Raw genomic sequence first — 18587 nt, 5'->3', positions numbered from 1 at the left:
CTCCCTTGGCCATAACCGGTCTGCCTCCCGACACCGACGCCGACATCGCCCGGGTCACCGAGGCACTCGCCATGATCACTCCGCGATGGAACGTGCGGATCCTGCTCGCGCTCTCCGGCCAGCCTCTGCGGTATCGCGAAATCGCGGGCAAAATGCCCTGGCTGCACAGCGGCCAGCTCCATCCCAAGCTGCGAGGGCTGTGCGACGCCGGCCTCGTCCAGCGCACCGAGCACACCCCGCGGCACGTCACCTACGGCCACACCGACCGCGGGACGGCTCTGCTGCAGGTACTGCCGCTGATCGCCACCTGGGCTGAGGAACATCTGGAGAAGCCGGAGCGGCTGCTGCCCGCGATCGAGCAGATCGAGGACAGCCTGACACTCCTCACCCGGCGGCACGCCGCCGCGATCCTGTGGGTGCTGAAGTCCCGTCAGGAGGCGAGCGGCCGTGCGCTGGCCAGGATCGTCATGCCCGGCTGTGACTGGACCAACGTCTACCCGCCGCTTCGGCAGCTCGTAGCCGACGGCCTGGTCGACACCGCCGGCACCGGACAGCCCTACCGCCTGTCCGCGGCCGGCCATGGTCTGGGCACCGTCTTCGGGGCGCTGTCCGCATGGTCTGCCGGCCAACCCCTCGCACAGGCCGCCCGGCATCCGGTCTGGGGCCGAGCGGGCACCGTGCCGACTGTGCAGAAGTGGGTCAGCCACCCGACGCGGCTGGCGGCCCCCACGGCAGTGCAGGCATCGGCCAGGACCGGTCAGCCCTCACCGTCGACGTGGCAGCACCGTGACCTGTTCTCCCACGCCACCCCGGCCCGCCCGAAGGCGGCACTCCTGGCGGGAGGCCCGCGCCGATGACCACCACCTCCCACGCGGCCGACGTCCAGTACGCCTGCACGGTGCTGTCCTCGCCGACCCTGATCCGCCTGATCACGGAGATCGACGACAACGGCCCCATCCCGCCGCGGGGGCTGACAGGCACGCTCGCCGATCGCACGCCGCACCACATTCGCCAGGCAACCGACCTGGCACGCGCCCTCGGCCTCGTCCGCGTCCGGCCCGGCGTCGGCTTGGACCTGACCACGTCCGGCAGGGAGCTGGCAGACCTCTACGACGCGACCGTCCGCTGGGCCCGGCACCACGCCCACCCGGCCCCGGTTGCCGACTTCATCAGCCGTATCCAGCGCACCTTCGCCCTCCTGGCTGAGACGGAGGTGCCCTCTGCGCAGGATGGTCGCCACTGCCCGGCCGACGACCGCTCACCGAGTGCGCAGGCTGTCGCGGACCTTGTCCGGCCGCGCGACCTGCTGAGCCAGTGGTTGCTCGCCAACCCGCAGGCCGCCCAGCTCACCGTGCCCGAGCCTGCCGCGTGACGGCCCGCACCGCCCCTCGTGACGCGCGCCGCCCCGAACCGACCCTCCTGCGGGGCGTCTATCTGCCCCGTGCAGCCGATGGCGCCGCGTTCGCCATGACCACCTATGGCATCCCGCTCCTCGTCCTGGCGACCACCGGTTCGGCGGCCCTGACGGGGCTCGCCTTCGCGCTGGAGTGGCTGCCGCGCCTGGGTGCGTTCACGGTGGCCGGCACCGTCGTGGACCGCTACGGAACCGCGCTCATCTTCCGCACCGCGTGCGTTGTCCGGGCCCTGGTCGTCCTTGCCGCCGTGCTCTTGCTGACGGTTCTTGACGCAGGGGGGCCAGCGGCGACGGTCACGGTGATGGCGCTCGCCACGGTCACCGGCGTCGTCACCGAGTTCAGTTACGTCGCGGCCGAGACCGCCGGCGGCGAGGCGAGTCGCACCGGGGGAGTTCGCGCGCACCGGGTGCAGTCCGTCCTGCTGGGAATCGACCAGAAGGCGATGCTCGCCGGGCCCTTGGTCTCGGGCCTGCTGCTGGAGCACGGCGGACCGGCCGTGATGCTCGCAACGCTCGCCGGCTTCTCTCTCGCCGCGGCCGCGCTCGGCACCCGTGGGCGGACTGCTGCGCTCAGTGCCGCGCCGGCGCAGGGAGGGCTGCGGACGGGCTGGGCAACGCTGCGCGCGCTGCCGGCCCTTGCCTGGCTGGTCGGCGGCCTGGTCGTCTCCAACTGCGCCATCGCCCTCCTCCAGGCCGCCATGCCGGTGATCGTGGTCACCGAGCTGGGGCATTCCAGCGCGGATGCCGGACTCATCTGGTCCGCCGCGGCCGTCGCCTCCCTGCTCGCCATCACCGCCGCCCGCCGTGCGATCGACCGCTGGGGCCTGTGGCCGGTCGGCGCCGCAGCCGCCGCCGTCGCCGCCAGCGCAACCCTCGCCGTCTCCCAGGCCGACACCTACCACGGCTACCTGCTGCTGATCGCCGTCCTGATGGCCGGCGAAGGGGGCCTCACGGTCGTGCTGCGCACGCTGCGCTCCCACTTGATCCCACCCGGCGTCTTCGGCAGCACCCTCAGCCTGACGATCCTTTTGCTCCTGCTGCCCTTCCCCGCCGCCGGACTGCTCGTCGCGGCCATCCCGCCCGCCCAGCTCGGGCACGCCGTCACGGCCGCAGCTGGCTTGCAGGCCCTCGGTCTCGCCGTCACCTTCGCCCGGCTGCGCACCCTTCCCGCTCTGCCCGCCTGACCGTTCCGGTACGAGAGGACCTTCGACGCTCATGCCCACCCTCACGCAAGACCGACTGCCTGGCCTCGCCCTCCCGCACCAGGACATACGGCCGACGATCACCGAGCAGTTCCACGACTTCGACGCCCAACACCCCTGGGTGTACCGGGCCCTGGAGCAGCTCGTCGCCCAGCGCCTCGCCGTCGGCGCGACGAGGGTCGGCATGAAGGCGCTGTTCGAGGCACTGCGCTGGCGTCACCCACACGGCGTGAAGGGCCTCAACAACAACTACACCGCGCTCTATGCGAGACGACTGCTCGCCGCACACCCGGAGTGAGCCTCCGCGATCGAGCTCCGCCGCCGGCACAGCCCATAAGCCTGAGCCAGCAAGAGCCCACCACAACCTGACTCTTCGAGGAGCACCCTCTTGTCCGACCGTCCTGTCGTCTTGGTCGTGGCCGCGGCCGACATGGATCCGGCCGCATGAGCCGTACAACCGCCTCTGCCCGGCGCAGCCGTGGCCTGCTGACCGGTTACTTCCTCGGCCTGGGGGTGGTGATGGCCGTCTGGGGTGCCCGGATGCCGGCCGTTCAGCAGGCCGCCCACCTGAGCACCGCGCACCTTGCCCTGGTGCTGTTGGCGGCAGCGCTCGGCATGGTCGCGGGACTGCAGGCCGGAGGCCGTCTCGCCCGTCCAGCGCGCCTTCCTGCCCTGCTCACCTCCGGTGCCACCGGCCTCGCCGTATGCCTCGCCCTTCTGGGCCAGTGCGACAGCCTGCCGGCCCTGCTCACGGCAGCCCTGGGTTTCGGTATCGCGCACGGTGTGCTGGACGTTGCCGCCAACTCCGCGGCGGTGCGCTGCCAGAACGACTACGGCAGCCCCATCATGTCGTCGTTCCACGCGGCTTACTCCATCGGCGCCCTCGCGGGAGCCGCCGTTGCCGCCGTCAGCGCCCGCATCGCGCACAGCACCCTTTTCCTCGCCACTGGTGTGGTCCTCACCGGGGCTGTGCTTGCTGTCGCACCGGCAACCCGCTCCCTGACCGGTACCGACCAGCCGCCTGCCCCCGCCACTTCCGGGCCCGGCGAGGACCGTTCGCCGCTCTCGTCTGCGAAGCTGTGGCTGCTGGGCGCGCTGGCTGCCGCAAGCCTGTTGGGGGAGGGAGCGGCAGCGGACTGGGCCGCCGTCCACCTGCACGGCCTGGATGCCTCGACGGCCGTGAGCGCAGCCGCGTTCGCCCTCTACAGCGCGGCCATGGCCACCGGACGGTTGGCCGGCGACCGGCTCACCGCATCTTTCGGCGCCCCCCGTGTGGTACGGGCCGGTGCGCTCCTCGCTGCGGCCGGGCTTGCCACCGGCGTCGTCTCTTCCAGCACGCCGTTGGCTCTGGCCGGCTGGTCGGTCTTCGGGCTCGGCTTGTCCCTCACCGTTCCCTGTCTGATCAGCGCTGCAGGAGTCGGCGGTCCGAGGGCCGTGGCCACGGTCGCTGTCACCGGCTACCTGGGCCTGCTCGCCGGGCCCGCGCTCATCGGCGCCCTCGCCGCCGTCACGACCCTGTCCACCGCGCTGCTGCTGCCCGCCCTGCTCGCAGCCGCCGTCGCCGCCCTGTCCCACCGTGCCCTGGAGAAACCCACCCTTTGACCCTCACCACCGCGACCAGCGACCTCGACGCCGTGATCCTCGACTACAACGGCGTCATCGGTCGGCAGCCCAGCACAGAGCAGTGGCGGAATCTCGCCCGCGTCGCCGCATGCCCCGACGACATCGCCTCGTTCCAGAGCGCCTTCTGGAGCGCCCGCGAGGCATACGATGCTGGCCAGCTGAGCGACCTCGCGTACTGGGCCCGGGTGCTGGGCCACCATCCCGGGCCACCCATGCTGCGCGAACTGCGCGCCGCCGACACGGCGATGTGGACGCACACCGACGAGCGCGTTCTCTCCGTCTTGTACAGCGCCCACGGGCGCGGGCTGCCCATGGTGCTGCTGTCCAACGCCCCTGCCCCTCTCAGCGACGTCCTCGACACCCACGACTGGTGCCGCCAGCTGATGACCCGGGCCCTGTACTCAGCCCGGCTGGAGGTGTGCAAACCAGACCCGGCCGCCTACCGGCACGCCCTGGACGCCACCGGCGCCGCCGCGCAGCGCGTGCTGTTCATCGATGACCGGGCGGACAACTGCCGCGCCGCCGCCCGCCTCGGGCTGCGCACGCTGCACTACACCGGCCAACCCACCGACCTGGAAACAGCCCTGCTGCCCAACACCGGCTGACCACCCCCAACGCCTACCCTCAGGACCCGCGTGCCACCCCACGACGACCTTCGCACCATCGACGGCGACGTCTACGTCTCCCCGCGCTACCTCGCTGGTACCACCGCGATTGGCGACCCCGCCCTCGCGCCCCTTCTCGACCTCGGCTGGGAACTGGAGCACGACGACCTCGGCAACGCCTTCGTCCACGCCCCCGACCGCAAGGTCCGCCTCGGCTACCTCCCCGAAGGAGAGGACGACGGCCTGTGGCGCATCAACGCCTACAAGGACCCCTTCGGCCCGCCGACCTGGGGAGCCTGCTTCAACGACTCCTGCCCGACCGAATTCGTCCGAGCCTTCACCACCGCCCTCGCCGAAGCATACGAGCACGGGCCGGGCGCCTATCTCGCGGCACCGGACCCGGGCAGCGCGGACCGCGACCCGTTCAATGCGATCGCGCCGCTCATCAACCGCGGCTGGCAGATCGACCACCCCCGGTGGGGCGTCTTCGCGGTCCAGTCGCCCGACGGGCTCGCCGGGCTGGAATTCACCACCGGACGCCTCGACCCGGAAACCGAGCTGACCACCCGCGACGCCCGCTGGCAGATGTGGGCCGGCACCTCGATAGACCGACCTGCCTGGTACGCCACCGCCAGCACCGGCACCCCCGTGGCCCTGCTCAAAGCCGTCACCGAGTGCGTGTCCGATCCCACGCCGCTGCCGCGATGGCAGGAGGAGACGTACAGCTACGTCCAGGGCCTGGCCCGGCTCACGCCAGTCATCCCTCCGCGCCCGCCGGCCGCGACTCCGCTCGACGTCCAGCGCGCCGCCGCACGCCGCCCGGCTGCCCTCACCACGTCCAGCGTCCCGCGCTGGAGCACCACCAGCCGCCCCGCGCTGCCCGGCCCACGACGCTGACCTCCCACTTCCTCCAGAGAGAAGCCCGTGCCTCCCGACCCCTTCCAACACCTCGACCCAGACCAGACGGTGAAGGTCCTACCCCGCCACCTGGCCGGACCCGGCCCCCTCGACCCTCGTACCGTCTGGCCCTTTCCCTTCGATGAGGACTGGTCGCTGCACCAGCCCGCAAAGGGACAAGCCTTCGCCACCAGCCCCTGCCTGCGGCTGTGGACCAGCCTCGTCCTCGAACCCGACAGCCCCAGCAAGGGGAAGTGGACCATCGCCGCGAACCGCGTCCCGTTCGGCCCGGCGGCCTGGCAAATCACGTTCGATGCCACCACCCCGGTCGAGCTGCTGCACGACGTCCACACCGAGCTGCTCGACCTCTACCACGAAGACCGCCACGGCGACCGGGACGGGCTGTTCGAGGACGAGACGCCACCGCAGGAGGCATACACCCCGCTGCTCGTCAACGGCTGGAGCCACAGAGTCAAAACAGACAGCACCCAGACCTTCCGAGCACCCGAAGCCCTCGGCTTCGTGCGACACCAGTACGCCGCCACCAATACCAGCCGCCCTGCCTGGACAGCCGCAGGCGGATACCCGAACGAGCCGCACTGGCGAGCGCGCTTCTCCTTCGGCGCCCCCAACACGCTCGCCGCAGCCTTCACCGCCTCACTGATCTCCACCGAGCCAGTGCACCGCACCGTGAAGGACATCCCGTTCCACACGCGGAGCCACCTCTACGTCGCGGCGACCACCCAAGCGACCAAGCAGGTTCCGCACTCCACCCCCCTCGCCATGCCTCCCGCAACCCCGGCCCCTGGCCGAACCCGCTAACCCTCCCTCCACCGAACAAGGAGCACCCTTCCCGTGCACACTCGAATCGTCCGCGGGACCGTCCGATCCGGCGCCGTCGCCGCCGCGCTGACCTGCACCCTCGCCTGGGCACCGACCGCGACCGCGCAGCCGACCGAACCGCCGCCATCGGCCTCCACCACTCCCACCAAGACCTCCGAGCCCGAGGTCGGCGGTGTCGCCATCACCACGAAGGACCCCGCCGGCGATGTCCTCCCAGGCGCCGCGTTCCTTCTCCTGGACGGCTCAGGTCAGGAGGCCGGAAGCGGCAAGACCAATGCGGAGGGCCAGTTGGTCTTCCAAGACCTGACGCCGGGCGTCTTCCGCCTCAAAGAGATCTCCAGCGGCAGCAATCTGCACGACACGGTCAACGACCAGGACGTCATTGTGACGCCTGGCACTGTCACGCCCCTGACGATCACCGACCCCTTCAAGCCGGCCTCGCTTCTGCTGAAGGCCAAGGACGACAAGAGCGGCAAGCTGCTGGCCGGATCCAAGGTCAACATCGGCAGCGGCGACAAGACCCTTCTCACCCTGACCACCGGCGCCGACGGCACGGCCAGTGGCGAGCTGCCCATCAACTCCCGTACCGGAACGGACTTCTGGGCCAAGCAGGTCAAGGCCCCTGACGGTTACGACCTCTACAAGCCCTCGAAGCCCTTCACAGCCAAGCCGGGCCACCCCGTCACCGTGACTGTCACCAACGCCAAGATCTCCACACCGACGCCCACGGAGAAGCCGACGGACAAGCCGACGGACAAGCCCACGGAGAAGGCGACCGACAAACCGACGGGCAAGTCGGCCCCGGACGACCCCGTTGAGGACAACGCCCCCTCGCAGCCGTCCGCCTCGCCTTCCGAGACCCCGGCCAACGATGAGACCGGGTCGGGGGCCGCAGTGCCCGAACCCGACGGCGCGCTCGCGCACACCGGCGCAGACGCCACCCCGTGGCTGCTCGGCGGCGCCGGACTGCTCCTCGCTGCCGGAGGAGGCGCTCTCATAGCGGCCCGCCGACACCGAACGGGCGACTCCGAAGACAACGGCTCCGAGAGCTGACCCGTACTTTCACCGTCCCCACTTTTGCGAGGCCCCTTGAATCCACCCTGGTGGATTCGAGGGGCCTCATGCACTCCTCGGTGGGCGCGTTTCAACTATTCCGCAGAAGCTGGGTAGTTCGATCCAGCCCCACCTTGCGAAACGTTCTCGTCGGCAGGTTCCTGGCTGGATTGCGGGAATGGGGGCATATGTCGCAACCGCCATACATGACCAGCAAGTTGAGGTGCTGTCAGTGGGGAGTAGTAAGTTGATCGCACGACGACGGAAGGGTGATGGAGGGGGACGTGTGGCCGATTCAGGCTTCGATATAGACCTTGACCAAATTCACTCTGCTGCACCGACGTTCCATAGAGAGTCGGTCGCATTGGAGCGTGCTACTCAGAAGCTGAAGCATTCCTTAGCCGGACTCGGCTCTCCATGGGGGGATGACGAGCAGGGGGCGAAGTTTGAAGATGTCTACTCTCCACATCTACACGCAATCGAGAATGTCGCCCATGCCCTGACCAAGGGGCTGGCAAGCATCCATGGCGCGATGAAGGACATGGCCGGCAACCACGAGGAAGCGGACCACTCTTCGGCCTCCGGGTTCCAGGGCAACCACGGTGGTGGTCGTTGAGCGCCGGGGACAAGGCCAAGGAGATCGTCCAAGACCTCACAGGGATGTGGTGGCCCGACGGGGACGCGGACGCGCTACGTGAAGCGGCCCGGGTCTGGCGCACGTACGCCGACGACGTCGAGGAATGTACCGCGGCAGCACACAAGTCGGCGCAGGACGTCATCGACAACAACAAGGGCCGGTCGATCGAAGCGTTTTCGGCGTTCTGGCGCAGGTACCACGGCTCTGGCAAGGGCTACCTGGATGATCTGGCCTCTGCCGCCCGGGACATGGCCAAGGCGCTGGACAAGTTCGCTGACGAGATTGACGACGCGCAGCGCAAGATCCAACACGAACTGGCCATCGCAGGCGCCGTCGTCGTGGCCGGCACGGCACTGGCCGTGTTCACTGGCGGAATCACCGAACTCGCTGCCGCCGGCGCGGCCGAAGCCATCGTCGCGGCTGCCAGTACCGCCAGCATCGCGGTGTCCGTCACCATTACCGAGATCGCCGGAACGGTGCTGGCCACTGCCGCCATTGGTTGCCTTGAAGCGATCACTGTCGATGTCGTCGTCGCCCAGGGAGGCCGAAATCTCCTGGGCGACCAACGCGTGATCGATCTGGGGGAGATGAAGCACGCCGGCCTGTCCGGGCTCATGGCCGGCGGGGCCTACGGAGGTGCCGCTAAGGGCGTCCAGGCCGTCAATGAAGCCGGAGGAATCAAGACAGTATTGAGCGGCTTCCAAGGGGTACCCGTTAACACGGGTCCGTCCCTGGCCATGCCGGAGGGGATGCTGCCCGGCGTCGGCGGCAGCGGCCTTGACGCACATTGGGTCTTCGCGTGGAAAGACCTTCCGCAGGAAGTCAAAGACAACTTCTACAGAGGGAATAAGTTCAACCGGGAAAACTACGGGCGCTACCCGGCCAACGAGGTGCATCTCACCAACGGTAAGCGGCTGGACTCCTACACGCCCGGCAAGGAAATCGTCTCCCGGAAACATGCGCAGCTGTCCGAGGTGGAACCCAAAACCGCACGCAGCTACCTGGACGAGATCACCAACAAGTACGAGCCGGACACCGTAATCCGCAGCAACAAATACCCGGAACTGGACGGGAAGCCACTCAGCGGCGACATGATTTTGGAGGTGCCGGTCCAGGTCACCCCGATCCCTCAAGAGATCATCGAGCACGCCCAGGAGCTGAATATCATGATCCGGGACGTCACGGGTCACGTCTACACCTAGAGGAGCTGCACGTCGATGTCACTGGTGTACTGCCAGCGCTGGAACAACCGGTTCAACAAGCCCATCAAGCCCCTCAGCGCCGAAGAGGCGCGACAGCGCCATGAAGCGGGCGAACCGTACGCTGTGGCGTCCTTCGACGAAGCACACGGCCGCGCTGACCGCTCCGCTGAAATCGCCCTGCGCAGCGGACACGTCCGCGTCTTCTTCTACGACGACCTCAGCCGCGTCGAAATGACCTACACCTTCGCCCCCCAGGACGAGTTGCTGTTTCTCAGCGAGATCGTCACGTACGACTACGGCGACACTGTCGAGTATCGCGGGATGTCGCAGTGCCAGCGCATGGAGAAGGACGAATTCCGGCCCGACGGGACTGGCGACCACTCCGTGGAAGAAGAAGTGACAGGCGAACGCTACACCGAGGAGCTCACCCTCATTCCGGGCCGGACACTCGATGACCTGTGGGAACGGGTCCCGCAGTTCGGCACATACGATTCGATCACCCGTGGCTCACGCAAAGAGAACCCCATCCCGTTCGCGTGAGCAATCCCACCACGCCACCGGCGCTATCTGATCGTCCCTTCGGGCTGCAGTGGCGACCCGAGGACGTGTAGTGGCCACCCCTGCGCGTCGGCTCTGGTCGGCCGCACGCAGAGCGGCTCCGCTGAAAGATTCGGCGGAGCCGTTCGTCGTCACGGCACGGCAGAGGATCCCCGCGTTCAGCCGAGAGATATCGCAAGGATATGGCCGCCCACGGCGACTAGCCGTACTCCTGACCCAATTCCAGGGCAGGGAGCAGGACTTCGGCAGCGGCGCAGTCGTAGCAGGCTTTAGCGCCGGGACGCATCAGCGCGTCCAGCGCTTCCAGGAAACTCAGCTCTCGACCTTTGCCACCCGCGTGCTGGCATATACCGTCGTGGACGAGTGTGCCGCCGCGGCGCTGCGGGTCAGGGCGGACGACCCAGCCGGAAGGCTTCGGCGTGGGGAGAGCCTCCAGGCTGCGATGCGTCGGGACCATTGATAGGTCCACTCCCTCGATCGGCCTCAGCTGCCGGTCTGTGACCCAGACCGAATACTCGGCAGGTTCCACCCCGTCTTCCGTCGCCACCCACGAGGGAACGCCGATACGAAATCGCCACGGAAAACGCCCTGTGGTCTGCAGCCGCTCGTACAGCCGTACCTCGACGGTCTGCTTGTTGGGAAGGATGAGGGTTATGCGGGCATACGGTTGCGTCGGAGAACCGCCCACCGGACCAACCCGCCTATGCCGCACTGGTCTCCAGCACCCGCGCCTGGCGACGCAGCTCTACCAGGGACACTGGCGAACATCCTTGCGTCGACCAGTGCGGATGTTCTTCGCGCTCAGCGTGTCTCATGAGACATGTAGTCGGACGCTGGCCGCGCGATTGACCTGGAGGTTAGCGGTGTTGGCGAGAGCCTCGGGGCGCAGTGGGGTAACGGCGGCTGAGACAACTTGGGCGAGCATGGTGGAGGGCTGCGACGAGGACAGGGGTCTCGACGTCCCCGACGCAGTCCGCAGCCGGTGGTGTGAAGGTAAACTCGTTGCCGGATGTTTGACAACGGTCGCGGTGGGTCCACCGGGCTGTGCCGGCGAACGGTCCGGCCGAGGTACTCGGTCAGCGTCAGGACCTGGCCGCCGCCCCACACCGGCTCCTCTACCCGCAGCTGGTTCGGGGCTACCACCCGAGCAGCCCAGCGGCTTCGGCGACCGCTTCAGCAGATGTCGCGGTACGGCATATCCGGGATGTATGCCTCCCAGTCGGCGCGGGACAGGCCGCCGCGGGCGCGCTTGCAGACGGTGTGGGTGGCGCGGGTGGGGTCGATGGCGTATGTCCTGAGGGGGATGTACGCGCCGGCTACTAGCAGGGTCCGGTCGTCGGGGCTGAACGTGATCGCCTGGACGGGATCGGTCGTGGTGGTCAGCGTGCTCCCTAAGGGATGTCCCGAGGCGGCGTCCCACAGTCGTATCGTGCCGTCCTTCCCCCCCACGGCCAACGTCGTGCCGTCGTGTGAGTAGGCGAGGGCGGTCACCGGCTCCTTTTCCTGGGCGGCTTCCGAGTACGTTCCGGAGAGCGAGCCCACGCGTCGCCTCGCGTCGCCGTCGTACACGGCCACCCGGCCGGAGGACGTGCCCAGGGCCAGCCGCTCGCCGTCGGGGCTGTAGGCGAGTGCCCGGGCCTCTGTCTGTCCGGTGCTGTCTGTGGTCCGGTGGGCCGATGGCAAGGTGAAGCCCATTCCGTAGGTGGTGGCGAGCCGTCGTCCGTCGGGCCGCACCACCATGGCACCCTCGGGAGGGAGCGCCCAGACGGCGCTTCCGTCGGGGGCCGTCTCCACCTGGCGTGCCACCTTGGTCCGATGCTGCACGTCCCACTTCTCCAGCACGGCTCCAGGGCCCTGCCGGAGGGCGAAGAGGGATGAGCCGTCCGGGCTCAGCGCGATGGAATCGATGCTCTTCCCCCACTCGCCGTCCGTCGTGAGCAGGAGCTCCGCCCGCTTGCGGTTCTCTCGGAGATTCCACACCCCGATCCGTTCCGGGCGCATCCTGGTCCGGTCCGGGTCCGGCGCGTCCGTCTCCCGCACCCCGACCCCGTAGGCCAGAGTCCGCCCGTCGCCGCTGAACGCCAGGTGCGCCCAGCACGACTCGCTCTTCCGCAGCGGGCGGTCGGCCGTTGCGCAGCCGACCGGCGGCAGAGCGGCCGCCCGGCCGCCACCGTCGGTGGCGCGGGCTTCGAACCGCATCCGTTCGCCGTCGAGGCGGGCCGTGACGACCAGGCGCCCGTCCGGGCTGAACGCGGTCTCTTCGGTTGGTTCCCGGCGCCAGCGGGAGGCGGTGGCATCGTCCACGAACAGCGTCCGCACGTTGCCGGTGCCCGCGCGTGACCCTTCCTCGTACCGGATCACGCCCCGGTCCAGATCCAGCCTGAGGTCCGAGGCGTGCTCGCCGGCCAGCCGATGCGCGTAGATCAACTCGGAGTGGTCGGTGGCGCCAGCGGAGTCCGCGGGGAGTCGCCACAGCGTGATGCCCTGGTCGTCCGCCGTGGAGATGAACCGTCCGTCGCGGCTGAAGCGGACGGAGTGCGGCGCCGTGGCGTCGTCGAGGATGGGCTCCTCCTTGCCGGAGCTCAGGTCCCAGATGCTCACCCCCTCACCTGTGACCGCCAGCCTGCGTCCCTGCGGATCGAGTTCCCACACCGTGCCGCCGCCGCGGTCATCATCGGTACCGCAGGCGGCGCGCGACAGCGCCGCCGGGCGGGGCGGACGCACCTGACGTCGCGCGGCGATGTCCCAGATCTCCAGAGACTGTCCCCTGCACAGCGCCATGCGCCTGTCGTCCCGACTGACGACCGGTTCACCGATGTTCCCGCCCTCGCGCTGGAACACGACGCGCCCGCGCCGTACATCCCACAGCCGGACCGAGTCCTCGCCTTCCAGGAGGACCATGCGTCCGCTCGGGGCGTACCTGGCGCCCGCGGAGGAGGCGCCGAAGCGCGGGCCCGCCGGCTTCCCGGAGGCGACGTCACGGATCACCAACTGGTCACCCGCGGCCAGCAACAGCAGCCGCCCGTCCGGCGAGAGGTCCAGCATGTGCTCCCCGCCGGTCACCCGGAACCCGCCCGTCCGCCGGTGGCCGGCCACATCCCAGCGCTGTACCCGGCCCGCCCCGGTCATCACCAGCGTCCGTCCGTCGGCGCTGAGCCGCGTCTCAGCGTCCGTGCCCGCTCCGGGCAGCGTGAAGTAGTCCTGCTCCCGCTGCGTCACCGCCCCCAGCAGCGCCGCCTTCGCCTCGTCCGTGTGGCTGATCCGCCACGCGGCGGCGCTCAGCCGCATCGCGGTGGCCGGATCCGTGGCGCGCATGTTTTCCGCGATCGACGCGATGCGGCGAGAGGTGGCCTCCGCCCGGCGCTGGTCGCCCGTACGGTTCTGCTGCCAGGCCACCACACCCGCGATCAGGGACAGGACGACGAGGACGGCCAGGGAGGCCGCCAGGCCGCGACGGCGCCTGCGCTCACGGGTACGCGCGGTCCGGCCGGCGGTCAGGAACTCGGCCTCCGCCGCGGTGAGTTCGTCCGGCGCCGCGCCGGGGCCGAACGTCTCCTCGGCCTCGGCCAGACGGACGCCCCGGTACAGGGATCCGGGGTCCTTGCCCAGCTCCTCCCAGGTTCGCGCGTCCTGTCGGAGCCGGCCGTGCAGGAGCAGCCGTTCGCGGTCTTCGTCGAGCCAGCCGCGCAGCCGGGGCCAGGCGGTGATCAGCGCTTCGTGTGCGAGGTCGGCGGTGTCCTCGTCGAGCGTGATCAGCCGGGCCCGCGCCAGCCGGTCCAGGACCGTGCCGGTCTCGTCCGCATCGTCGGCCGGACTCCCCAGGTCGGACAGTGCGGAGCGGTCCACCGGGCATCGCGTGTCCGGGGCGCCCTGGCCGGGGGTGATGAGCCGCAGCAGGATCCTGCGGGCGACGGCGCGCTGATCCGGCGAGAGCGCCGTGTAGAGGTTCTCCGCGGTCTGGGCGATGGCGCCGTGCAGACCTCCGGCGGCCTCGTAGGCGCCCATTGTCAGCGTGCGGCCCTGCCGTAGGCGCCAGGTCTCCAGCAAGGCATGGGACAGCAGCGGTAGCCCGCCGGGCTCGTCGGCCACTTCCTCGACGAGCCGGGCCGTCAACGCCCGTTCCACGATCAGGCCGTGTGCGGCAGCCGGCTTGACGACGGCTTCCCGCAGCTCTTCAGGTGTCATCGGACCGATTGGCACGCTCGCCCGGCGCAGCACCGGGACCAGACCGGGGTGTTCCAGACAGCTGCCGTAGAAGTCGGCCCTGATCCCCAGGACCACGCGCAGTCGGCTGTTCGGGGCGTGTGCGGTCAGTAGCAGGTCGATGAACTCGGCGCGCTCCCCGGCGTCCCGGCAGAGGGTGAAGACCTCCTCGAACTGGTCGACGACCAGCCAGGTGTCGCCATCCGCTGGGGCGGGGGCAAGGACATCGCGGTGGGTGCGGATGGGGTGCTCGCCTGGCGTGAGGACCCGCAGTGCCGCCGGCCGTAGAACGGGATCCTGCGCTCGCTGGAGGAGCGGGATCAATCCGGCGCGCAACAGGGAGGACTTGCCGCTTCCGGAGGGGCCGACGAGGGCGACGCACCTGTGCTCGCGCAGGATGTCGCTCACCTCGTCCACGAGCCGCTTCCGGCCGAAGAAACGCTCGTGGTCGGCCGGCTCGAAACGCGCCAAGCCCTGGTAGGGCGCCGGCCCCTCCTCATCCGGCCCAGGAGAGCGCCGCCCGGCCTCCTCGCGCGCGGCCTCGTGCCAGCGCCGCTCCCACGAAGCGGGGTCACCCTCGCACGCCGTCACATACGCCAGGACGACCGGGAGCGACGGCAGTTTCTCCCCCGCCGCCGCCTGCGACAGGGCAGTCACCCCGTACTGGGCCCGCTCTGCCATCACCCGGTACGACGGCCCGCCGGCCTCCTGACGCAGCTTGCGCAACTCGAACGCGAAACGCTGAACCGGCCCCGCCGCCGGATCCACCGGCTTCTCCCTGCGCCCCACCCGTCCCCCTCAGATGATCTGCGGCATCAACCTACGGAACGCCACCGACGGCGCATAGCCAGGTCTCGGCCAACCGGCCACCGCGCGCCCGCCGCAGACGTGCCCGTGCGCCCCGTCGACGGGATTGTTCGTCGCACGGAGCAGGGCTGACGAACAATCCGCGAGCCGGTGAAGTCATCCACGGATGCCCCCGACGGGCATCCGCAATCGAGCATCAGAAGGAGAACTGTGCCTACTCGTATGAAGCTCACCACCACACTCGCGGCAGGCGTCTTCACCACCGCGCTCGCGGCAGGCGTCCTCGCCGCCGAGCTCCTCGGCGGGGCTGTCGGGACCGCCACCGCCGCACCGGCGTTGGAGAAGTCGGTGTCGGCCCAGGCATCGGCCGGCGATACCGCTGCTGCTGCCGCCGGCGCCTGCCTCCGCGGGGCATGGAAGTACGACGGAACGAAGTACGCCCCCATGGGCACCGGCTACTACGTGACGACCGACCGGTGTGCGGACATCCAGGTCAAGGCGGACCGCGACACGAGGGTGAAGCTGTGCTACCTGAAGGACCGTGATCCCAACAAGGAAACCTGCAACCGCATGGTCACGGCAAAGGCCGGCCAGTGGAAGGTTCTGGGGAGGGACTTCCGCGACGGCGTCTACTTCTACCTCGACTTCGTCAACTCCAACGCCCACAAGACAGGGCTGGTCGCTGGCTGACGCGCTTCACGGCTCCCCCCCGCCTCACGGGGGGCGGGGGCAGCCGTGAAGCATGGAGGACGGCAGACCGCCTTGCAGCTCCAGGTGTTCCTGCGCTGGCGTCAGCAGTTCGGTGAGGGCGGCCCGCAATCCGGTGAATGGCCTGGTCAGCGGGTTGGCTGCGGCTTCCTCGTCCAGGCGGTGGCCGGGCCCTTGCGGGTCAAGCGCCTGGTCATCACCGTGCTCGCCGCCCAGGCGATCAGGGTCTCGGATTCTCTGAACTAGCAGCAGATGACGATATGACGGTGTCCCTGCCGCTGCCCAGCAGCGGCAGGGACACCGTCAGAGGACGCGGGGTTATCGGGACTGGGCCTTGGCGAGGGCCTTGTCCAGGTGGGCGTCCACGAGGGTCGGCGAGCCGGAGACAATGACCACCACGTTCCCGGTGCGGATCGCCGTCTGCTTGACGACGCTGCGCTGCCCGCCCGCGGAGTAGGTGAGCAGCTGGCTCCACTGCTCGTCACCGAGGTCAGGAACCGTCGTCGCCTGGGTGGCCATGCCGATGGCGGTACTGCCGAGACGACCTGGTACTCCGGGCAGGAGACCATCGCGTCGAAGATGCGGCTCTGACGTCGGCAGACAGCTTCTGCGCGGTGTCGCTGTACAGCTCCTCGCTCACCTCGGGGGTGCTGCTCGCGCTGTAGGTGAAGGAGATCTTCGCCTTGCGCGGGAAGTCGAGGCTTGCGCCCGTGGCCGCCTCCGCGCCGAGCTTGTCGAGCGCCGGGCAGCCGACCACCGTGACGTCGTCGTTGCGCTGGGTGCGCTCGGCCTTGCGTACGTAGCCCTCGCCCAGGTCATCCTCGGTCAGCAGCCGCTTGCTCAGCACGGCCGAGGACAGCGGCTTGGGCGCCGCCGCCCTGCTTGCGCTGCGGGGCGTGAAGGCTGCCGTCGGCGAGGTGCCGGAGGAGCTGCCGGTGTGCGCGGAGGACCAGGTCGCGGTGAATCCTGCCAGGTGAAAGCCTTCGGTTCGCCCTTGCGGCCCCGGTGGACGCGGAAGCTGTAGAGAAAACGCGACCGCTGTCCCGGCTTGAAGCAGGCCATCCCGGCCATCGAGACCTCCCGGAGCCACGGCCGCGCACACTGACGACGGGAGTTACCCCTACGCGACCGCAGGTTCTTGTGCGCGGCGGCGTCAGTGGCTGTGATGCCTCGTCCTCGAACAGGATCCAGGCGTTCCGGGCCGCCGCGTGAACGACCGATCGCCTCGCATCCTCGCCGAGTCGGACCGATGCCGATGGCCGCCGCGTGAGGTGGGACAGCCATCGGCGTCGAGACGGACATATCAGCGGACCACTCCACGTGAGACCACGGACAGCCGAGGGCTCGACTCATCCAGCCAGCTTCGCGCCACTGGTCGGTATCGAGGGTGTCGCGGCCGTCGATGACCTTCGGGCCGTGGGTGCGGATGGCGAGTCGCTGGGGGTCGATGTGGATGAACTGCGGCCACTCGGTGAGGTGGACGGGGAGGTCCGCGTCGTCGACGGCGGCGATGCAAGATCCACACTCGCCCCTCCCCAGGTGCCCGAGAGCCCAGCGTCACCTGTCTCGCACCGCCACAACGCATCGAGACTGAACCACACACCTCATGAGACAGATTTGAACAGCGGAAAGAACGGATGCCAGAAAACCTGGACAGACAGCCGCAAGAGGCGGCGACGCAGGGCTGTCGTGCTGGCGCTGCTCGGCGAGGCCGCGAGCGCCGCGTATGTACGGTTCCAGTCGACCTGCGCCCGCAGGAGCTCGTGATAGCTGGGGGACTCCATGGCGAGCCATCCAAGCATGTGTTCGATTTCTGGCCCACATCGACGCGGGAGTGTGCGGTTAACCGCCGCGTTTCGCTGCAGGGCTGGCAACGGTGCACGCGGTGCTCGGGGTCCACGTTCGGCCGGTCTGGGCCGATGCCGTCCACCGGCCTGACCTACCGTGGAGACTATCGGTCTCTGCCGGGGAGCGCGACGAGTGACAGCAGCAATGGAACGGCTCTGCGACTGGGTCGTCAACAAGAACCAAGTCTGGGTCCATGGCGACCGGATTACCGACGGTCATGTCGTTCTCGACATGAGCGGCATCACCGGCCTCGATCCCGACGAGGTGTCCCGCGATGGGCAATGGGTGATCCGCAAGGCCCAACCGTCACGATGGGTAGCTCCGGAGCACCCGGACCTTTCGGATGCCATTCCGTCGGAAGCCGATGAATCCGGCTGGAGCGAGGTCCTCTGGTCCGTCTGGGTGACAAAGGGGCTCCGCGTCGGGGCCGTGAACCGCACAGCCGTGGCGGTGGACGACGCGTGGCTGTCGCGCCTTCAAACCGGCTACCGGATTGAAGGCTCGCCCGGCCACAGCGCGCTGCGCATCGTGAGTGAGAGCCCCGTGCCGACCCTGCTGTCGGGAAGCGCAACCGCACACCGAAGGACCGTCGGCGTCGTGATGCCGGCACAGATCGAGGGATCGGACTCGGTCATCGAGGCCATCGTGAACGAGCTGGGAGGCGTCTAGTCCGACGCCCTCGGCCGCACGGCGGTCACGTGATCGTGTAGGGCCTGGGGTAACCCATCTGCTCATACCGCACGGTTTCGGCATCGAGCTGCTTGAGGGCTGTGGTGCGGCCACGTGCTTCCAGCAGCATGACCGCGGTGCAGATCGCGATGGCGTGGACGCGATCCAGTGGCGCCAGGCCCTCCACCGCTCCGGTGGGCCCCATCTCCTTCGTGGCGACCCGACGTACGGCCGTCATCATCGCCAGCTCCGTCTCCAGCGGTGCCAGGGCCGCCACCGCATCAAGCTCCCGCACCGACATGGACGGCTCCCCTAGGG

19 protein-coding genes and 2 pseudogenes are annotated in these 18587 nt (G+C 69.2%); 15 read left to right on the top strand and 6 right to left on the bottom strand.

Annotated features, from left to right (window positions below):
• Positions 1-5: 5 nt before the first annotated feature.
• The 12 genes from AZE13_RS29230 to AZE13_RS29180 all read left to right on the top strand — a co-directional run bounded on the left by AZE13_RS29230 (position 6) and on the right by AZE13_RS29180 (position 10016).
• Positions 6-857 carry a winged helix-turn-helix transcriptional regulator gene (locus tag AZE13_RS29230; RefSeq protein WP_066938550.1) on the top strand — a complete coding sequence of 284 codons (852 nt, stop codon included), beginning with the start codon at positions 6-8 and terminating at the stop codon, positions 855-857.
• Positions 854-1372: a hypothetical protein gene (locus AZE13_RS29225; protein WP_066938547.1), complete on the top strand. Its 519-nt coding sequence runs from the start codon at positions 854-856 to the stop codon at positions 1370-1372. The genes AZE13_RS29230 and AZE13_RS29225 overlap by 4 nt, the downstream gene beginning before the upstream one ends.
• Positions 1369-2598, top strand: a complete 1230-nt coding sequence (locus AZE13_RS29220; RefSeq protein ID WP_066938543.1) for an MFS transporter — start codon at positions 1369-1371, stop codon at positions 2596-2598. Before AZE13_RS29225 ends, AZE13_RS29220 begins: the two co-directional genes overlap by 4 nt.
• 31 nt (positions 2599-2629) lie before the next feature.
• Positions 2630-2914 (top strand): hypothetical protein, encoded by a 285-nt coding sequence (locus AZE13_RS29215; RefSeq protein ID WP_258528062.1) that lies wholly within the window; start codon positions 2630-2632, stop codon positions 2912-2914.
• Positions 2915-3060: 146 nt separating this feature from the next.
• Complete coding sequence (locus AZE13_RS35995; protein WP_066938540.1) at positions 3061-4218, top strand: MFS transporter; 1158 nt, start codon at positions 3061-3063, stop codon at positions 4216-4218.
• The gene (locus AZE13_RS35990; protein ID WP_066938538.1) at positions 4215-4844 is read left to right on the top strand and encodes an HAD family hydrolase; all 630 of its coding nucleotides are present in this window, start codon (positions 4215-4217) and stop codon (positions 4842-4844) included. Before AZE13_RS35995 ends, AZE13_RS35990 begins: the two co-directional genes overlap by 4 nt.
• A 30-nt stretch (positions 4845-4874) precedes the next feature.
• A complete protein-coding gene (locus AZE13_RS29200) occupies positions 4875-5741 on the top strand; it encodes a DUF317 domain-containing protein (RefSeq protein ID WP_066938535.1) in 867 nt (288 codons plus the stop codon).
• Between the two features lie 69 nt (positions 5742-5810).
• Complete coding sequence (locus AZE13_RS29195) at positions 5811-6563, top strand: DUF317 domain-containing protein (protein WP_258528061.1); 753 nt, start codon at positions 5811-5813, stop codon at positions 6561-6563.
• A 33-nt stretch (positions 6564-6596) separates the two neighbouring features.
• Positions 6597-7637, top strand: coding sequence for a SpaA isopeptide-forming pilin-related protein (locus tag AZE13_RS29190; protein ID WP_066938530.1), 1041 nt, complete (start codon positions 6597-6599; stop codon positions 7635-7637).
• A 286-nt stretch (positions 7638-7923) separates the two neighbouring features.
• The gene (locus tag AZE13_RS34660) at positions 7924-8253 is read left to right on the top strand and encodes a WXG100 family type VII secretion target (protein ID WP_079124498.1); all 330 of its coding nucleotides are present in this window, start codon (positions 7924-7926) and stop codon (positions 8251-8253) included.
• Positions 8250-9476, top strand: a complete 1227-nt coding sequence (locus AZE13_RS37605) for a WXG100 family type VII secretion target (protein WP_220127616.1) — start codon at positions 8250-8252, stop codon at positions 9474-9476. Before AZE13_RS34660 ends, AZE13_RS37605 begins: the two co-directional genes overlap by 4 nt.
• Positions 9477-9491: 15 nt before the next feature.
• Entirely contained in the window at positions 9492-10016 is a 525-nt protein-coding gene (locus AZE13_RS29180) for a hypothetical protein (RefSeq protein WP_066938525.1), read from the top strand.
• A gap of 217 nt (positions 10017-10233) precedes the next feature.
• On the opposite strand, the gene AZE13_RS29175 is transcribed toward AZE13_RS29180, so the two are convergent.
• Both AZE13_RS29175 and AZE13_RS29170 read right to left on the bottom strand, forming a co-directional pair.
• A complete protein-coding gene (locus AZE13_RS29175; protein WP_147264756.1) occupies positions 10234-10722 on the bottom strand; it encodes a DUF6233 domain-containing protein in 489 nt (162 codons plus the stop codon).
• Between the two features lie 485 nt (positions 10723-11207).
• Positions 11208-15026, bottom strand: a complete 3819-nt coding sequence (locus AZE13_RS29170) for a hypothetical protein (RefSeq protein WP_066938519.1) — start codon at positions 15024-15026, stop codon at positions 11208-11210.
• Positions 15027-15254: 228 nt separating this feature from the next.
• Between AZE13_RS29170 and AZE13_RS29165 the strand changes: the two genes are divergently transcribed.
• The gene (locus AZE13_RS29165; protein ID WP_107288504.1) at positions 15255-15734 is read left to right on the top strand and encodes a hypothetical protein; all 480 of its coding nucleotides are present in this window, start codon (positions 15255-15257) and stop codon (positions 15732-15734) included.
• Between the two features lie 152 nt (positions 15735-15886).
• Here the strand turns inward: AZE13_RS29165 and AZE13_RS39570 are convergent.
• The 3 genes and pseudogenes from AZE13_RS39570 to AZE13_RS39365 all read right to left on the bottom strand — a co-directional run.
• Positions 15887-15991: pseudogene (locus AZE13_RS39570) on the bottom strand (IS5/IS1182 family transposase); the annotation flags it as partial.
• 79 nt (positions 15992-16070) lie between these two features.
• Positions 16071-16271 (bottom strand): hypothetical protein, encoded by a 201-nt coding sequence (locus AZE13_RS39370; protein WP_107288502.1) that lies wholly within the window; start codon positions 16269-16271, stop codon positions 16071-16073.
• On the bottom strand, positions 16243-16599 hold the full coding sequence (locus AZE13_RS39365; RefSeq protein WP_147264755.1) for a hypothetical protein: 357 nt from the start codon (positions 16597-16599) through the stop codon (positions 16243-16245). The genes AZE13_RS39370 and AZE13_RS39365 overlap by 29 nt, the downstream gene beginning before the upstream one ends.
• On the opposite strand from AZE13_RS39365, the gene AZE13_RS37215 reads away from it, so the two are divergent.
• Both AZE13_RS37215 and AZE13_RS29145 read left to right on the top strand, forming a co-directional pair.
• Positions 16589-16729 carry a hypothetical protein gene (locus tag AZE13_RS37215; RefSeq protein ID WP_181690486.1) on the top strand — a complete coding sequence of 47 codons (141 nt, stop codon included), beginning with the start codon at positions 16589-16591 and terminating at the stop codon, positions 16727-16729. The two genes, AZE13_RS39365 and AZE13_RS37215, sit on opposite strands and share 11 nt — an antisense overlap.
• Before the next feature lie 1003 nt (positions 16730-17732).
• Entirely contained in the window at positions 17733-18269 is a 537-nt protein-coding gene (locus AZE13_RS29145; RefSeq protein ID WP_258528060.1) for a hypothetical protein, read from the top strand.
• Positions 18270-18294: 25 nt separating this feature from the next.
• Here AZE13_RS29145 and AZE13_RS29140 read toward each other — a convergent pair.
• A pseudogene (locus AZE13_RS29140) lies at positions 18295-18587 on the bottom strand (hypothetical protein); the annotation flags it as partial.

Source organism: Streptomyces sp. NBRC 110611 (assembly GCF_001590865.1).
Classification (GTDB): domain Bacteria; phylum Actinomycetota; class Actinomycetes; order Streptomycetales; family Streptomycetaceae; genus Streptomyces.
Note: the sequence above shows the minus strand (reverse complement) of the source record. Positions and strands in the feature narration are given on the sequence as shown.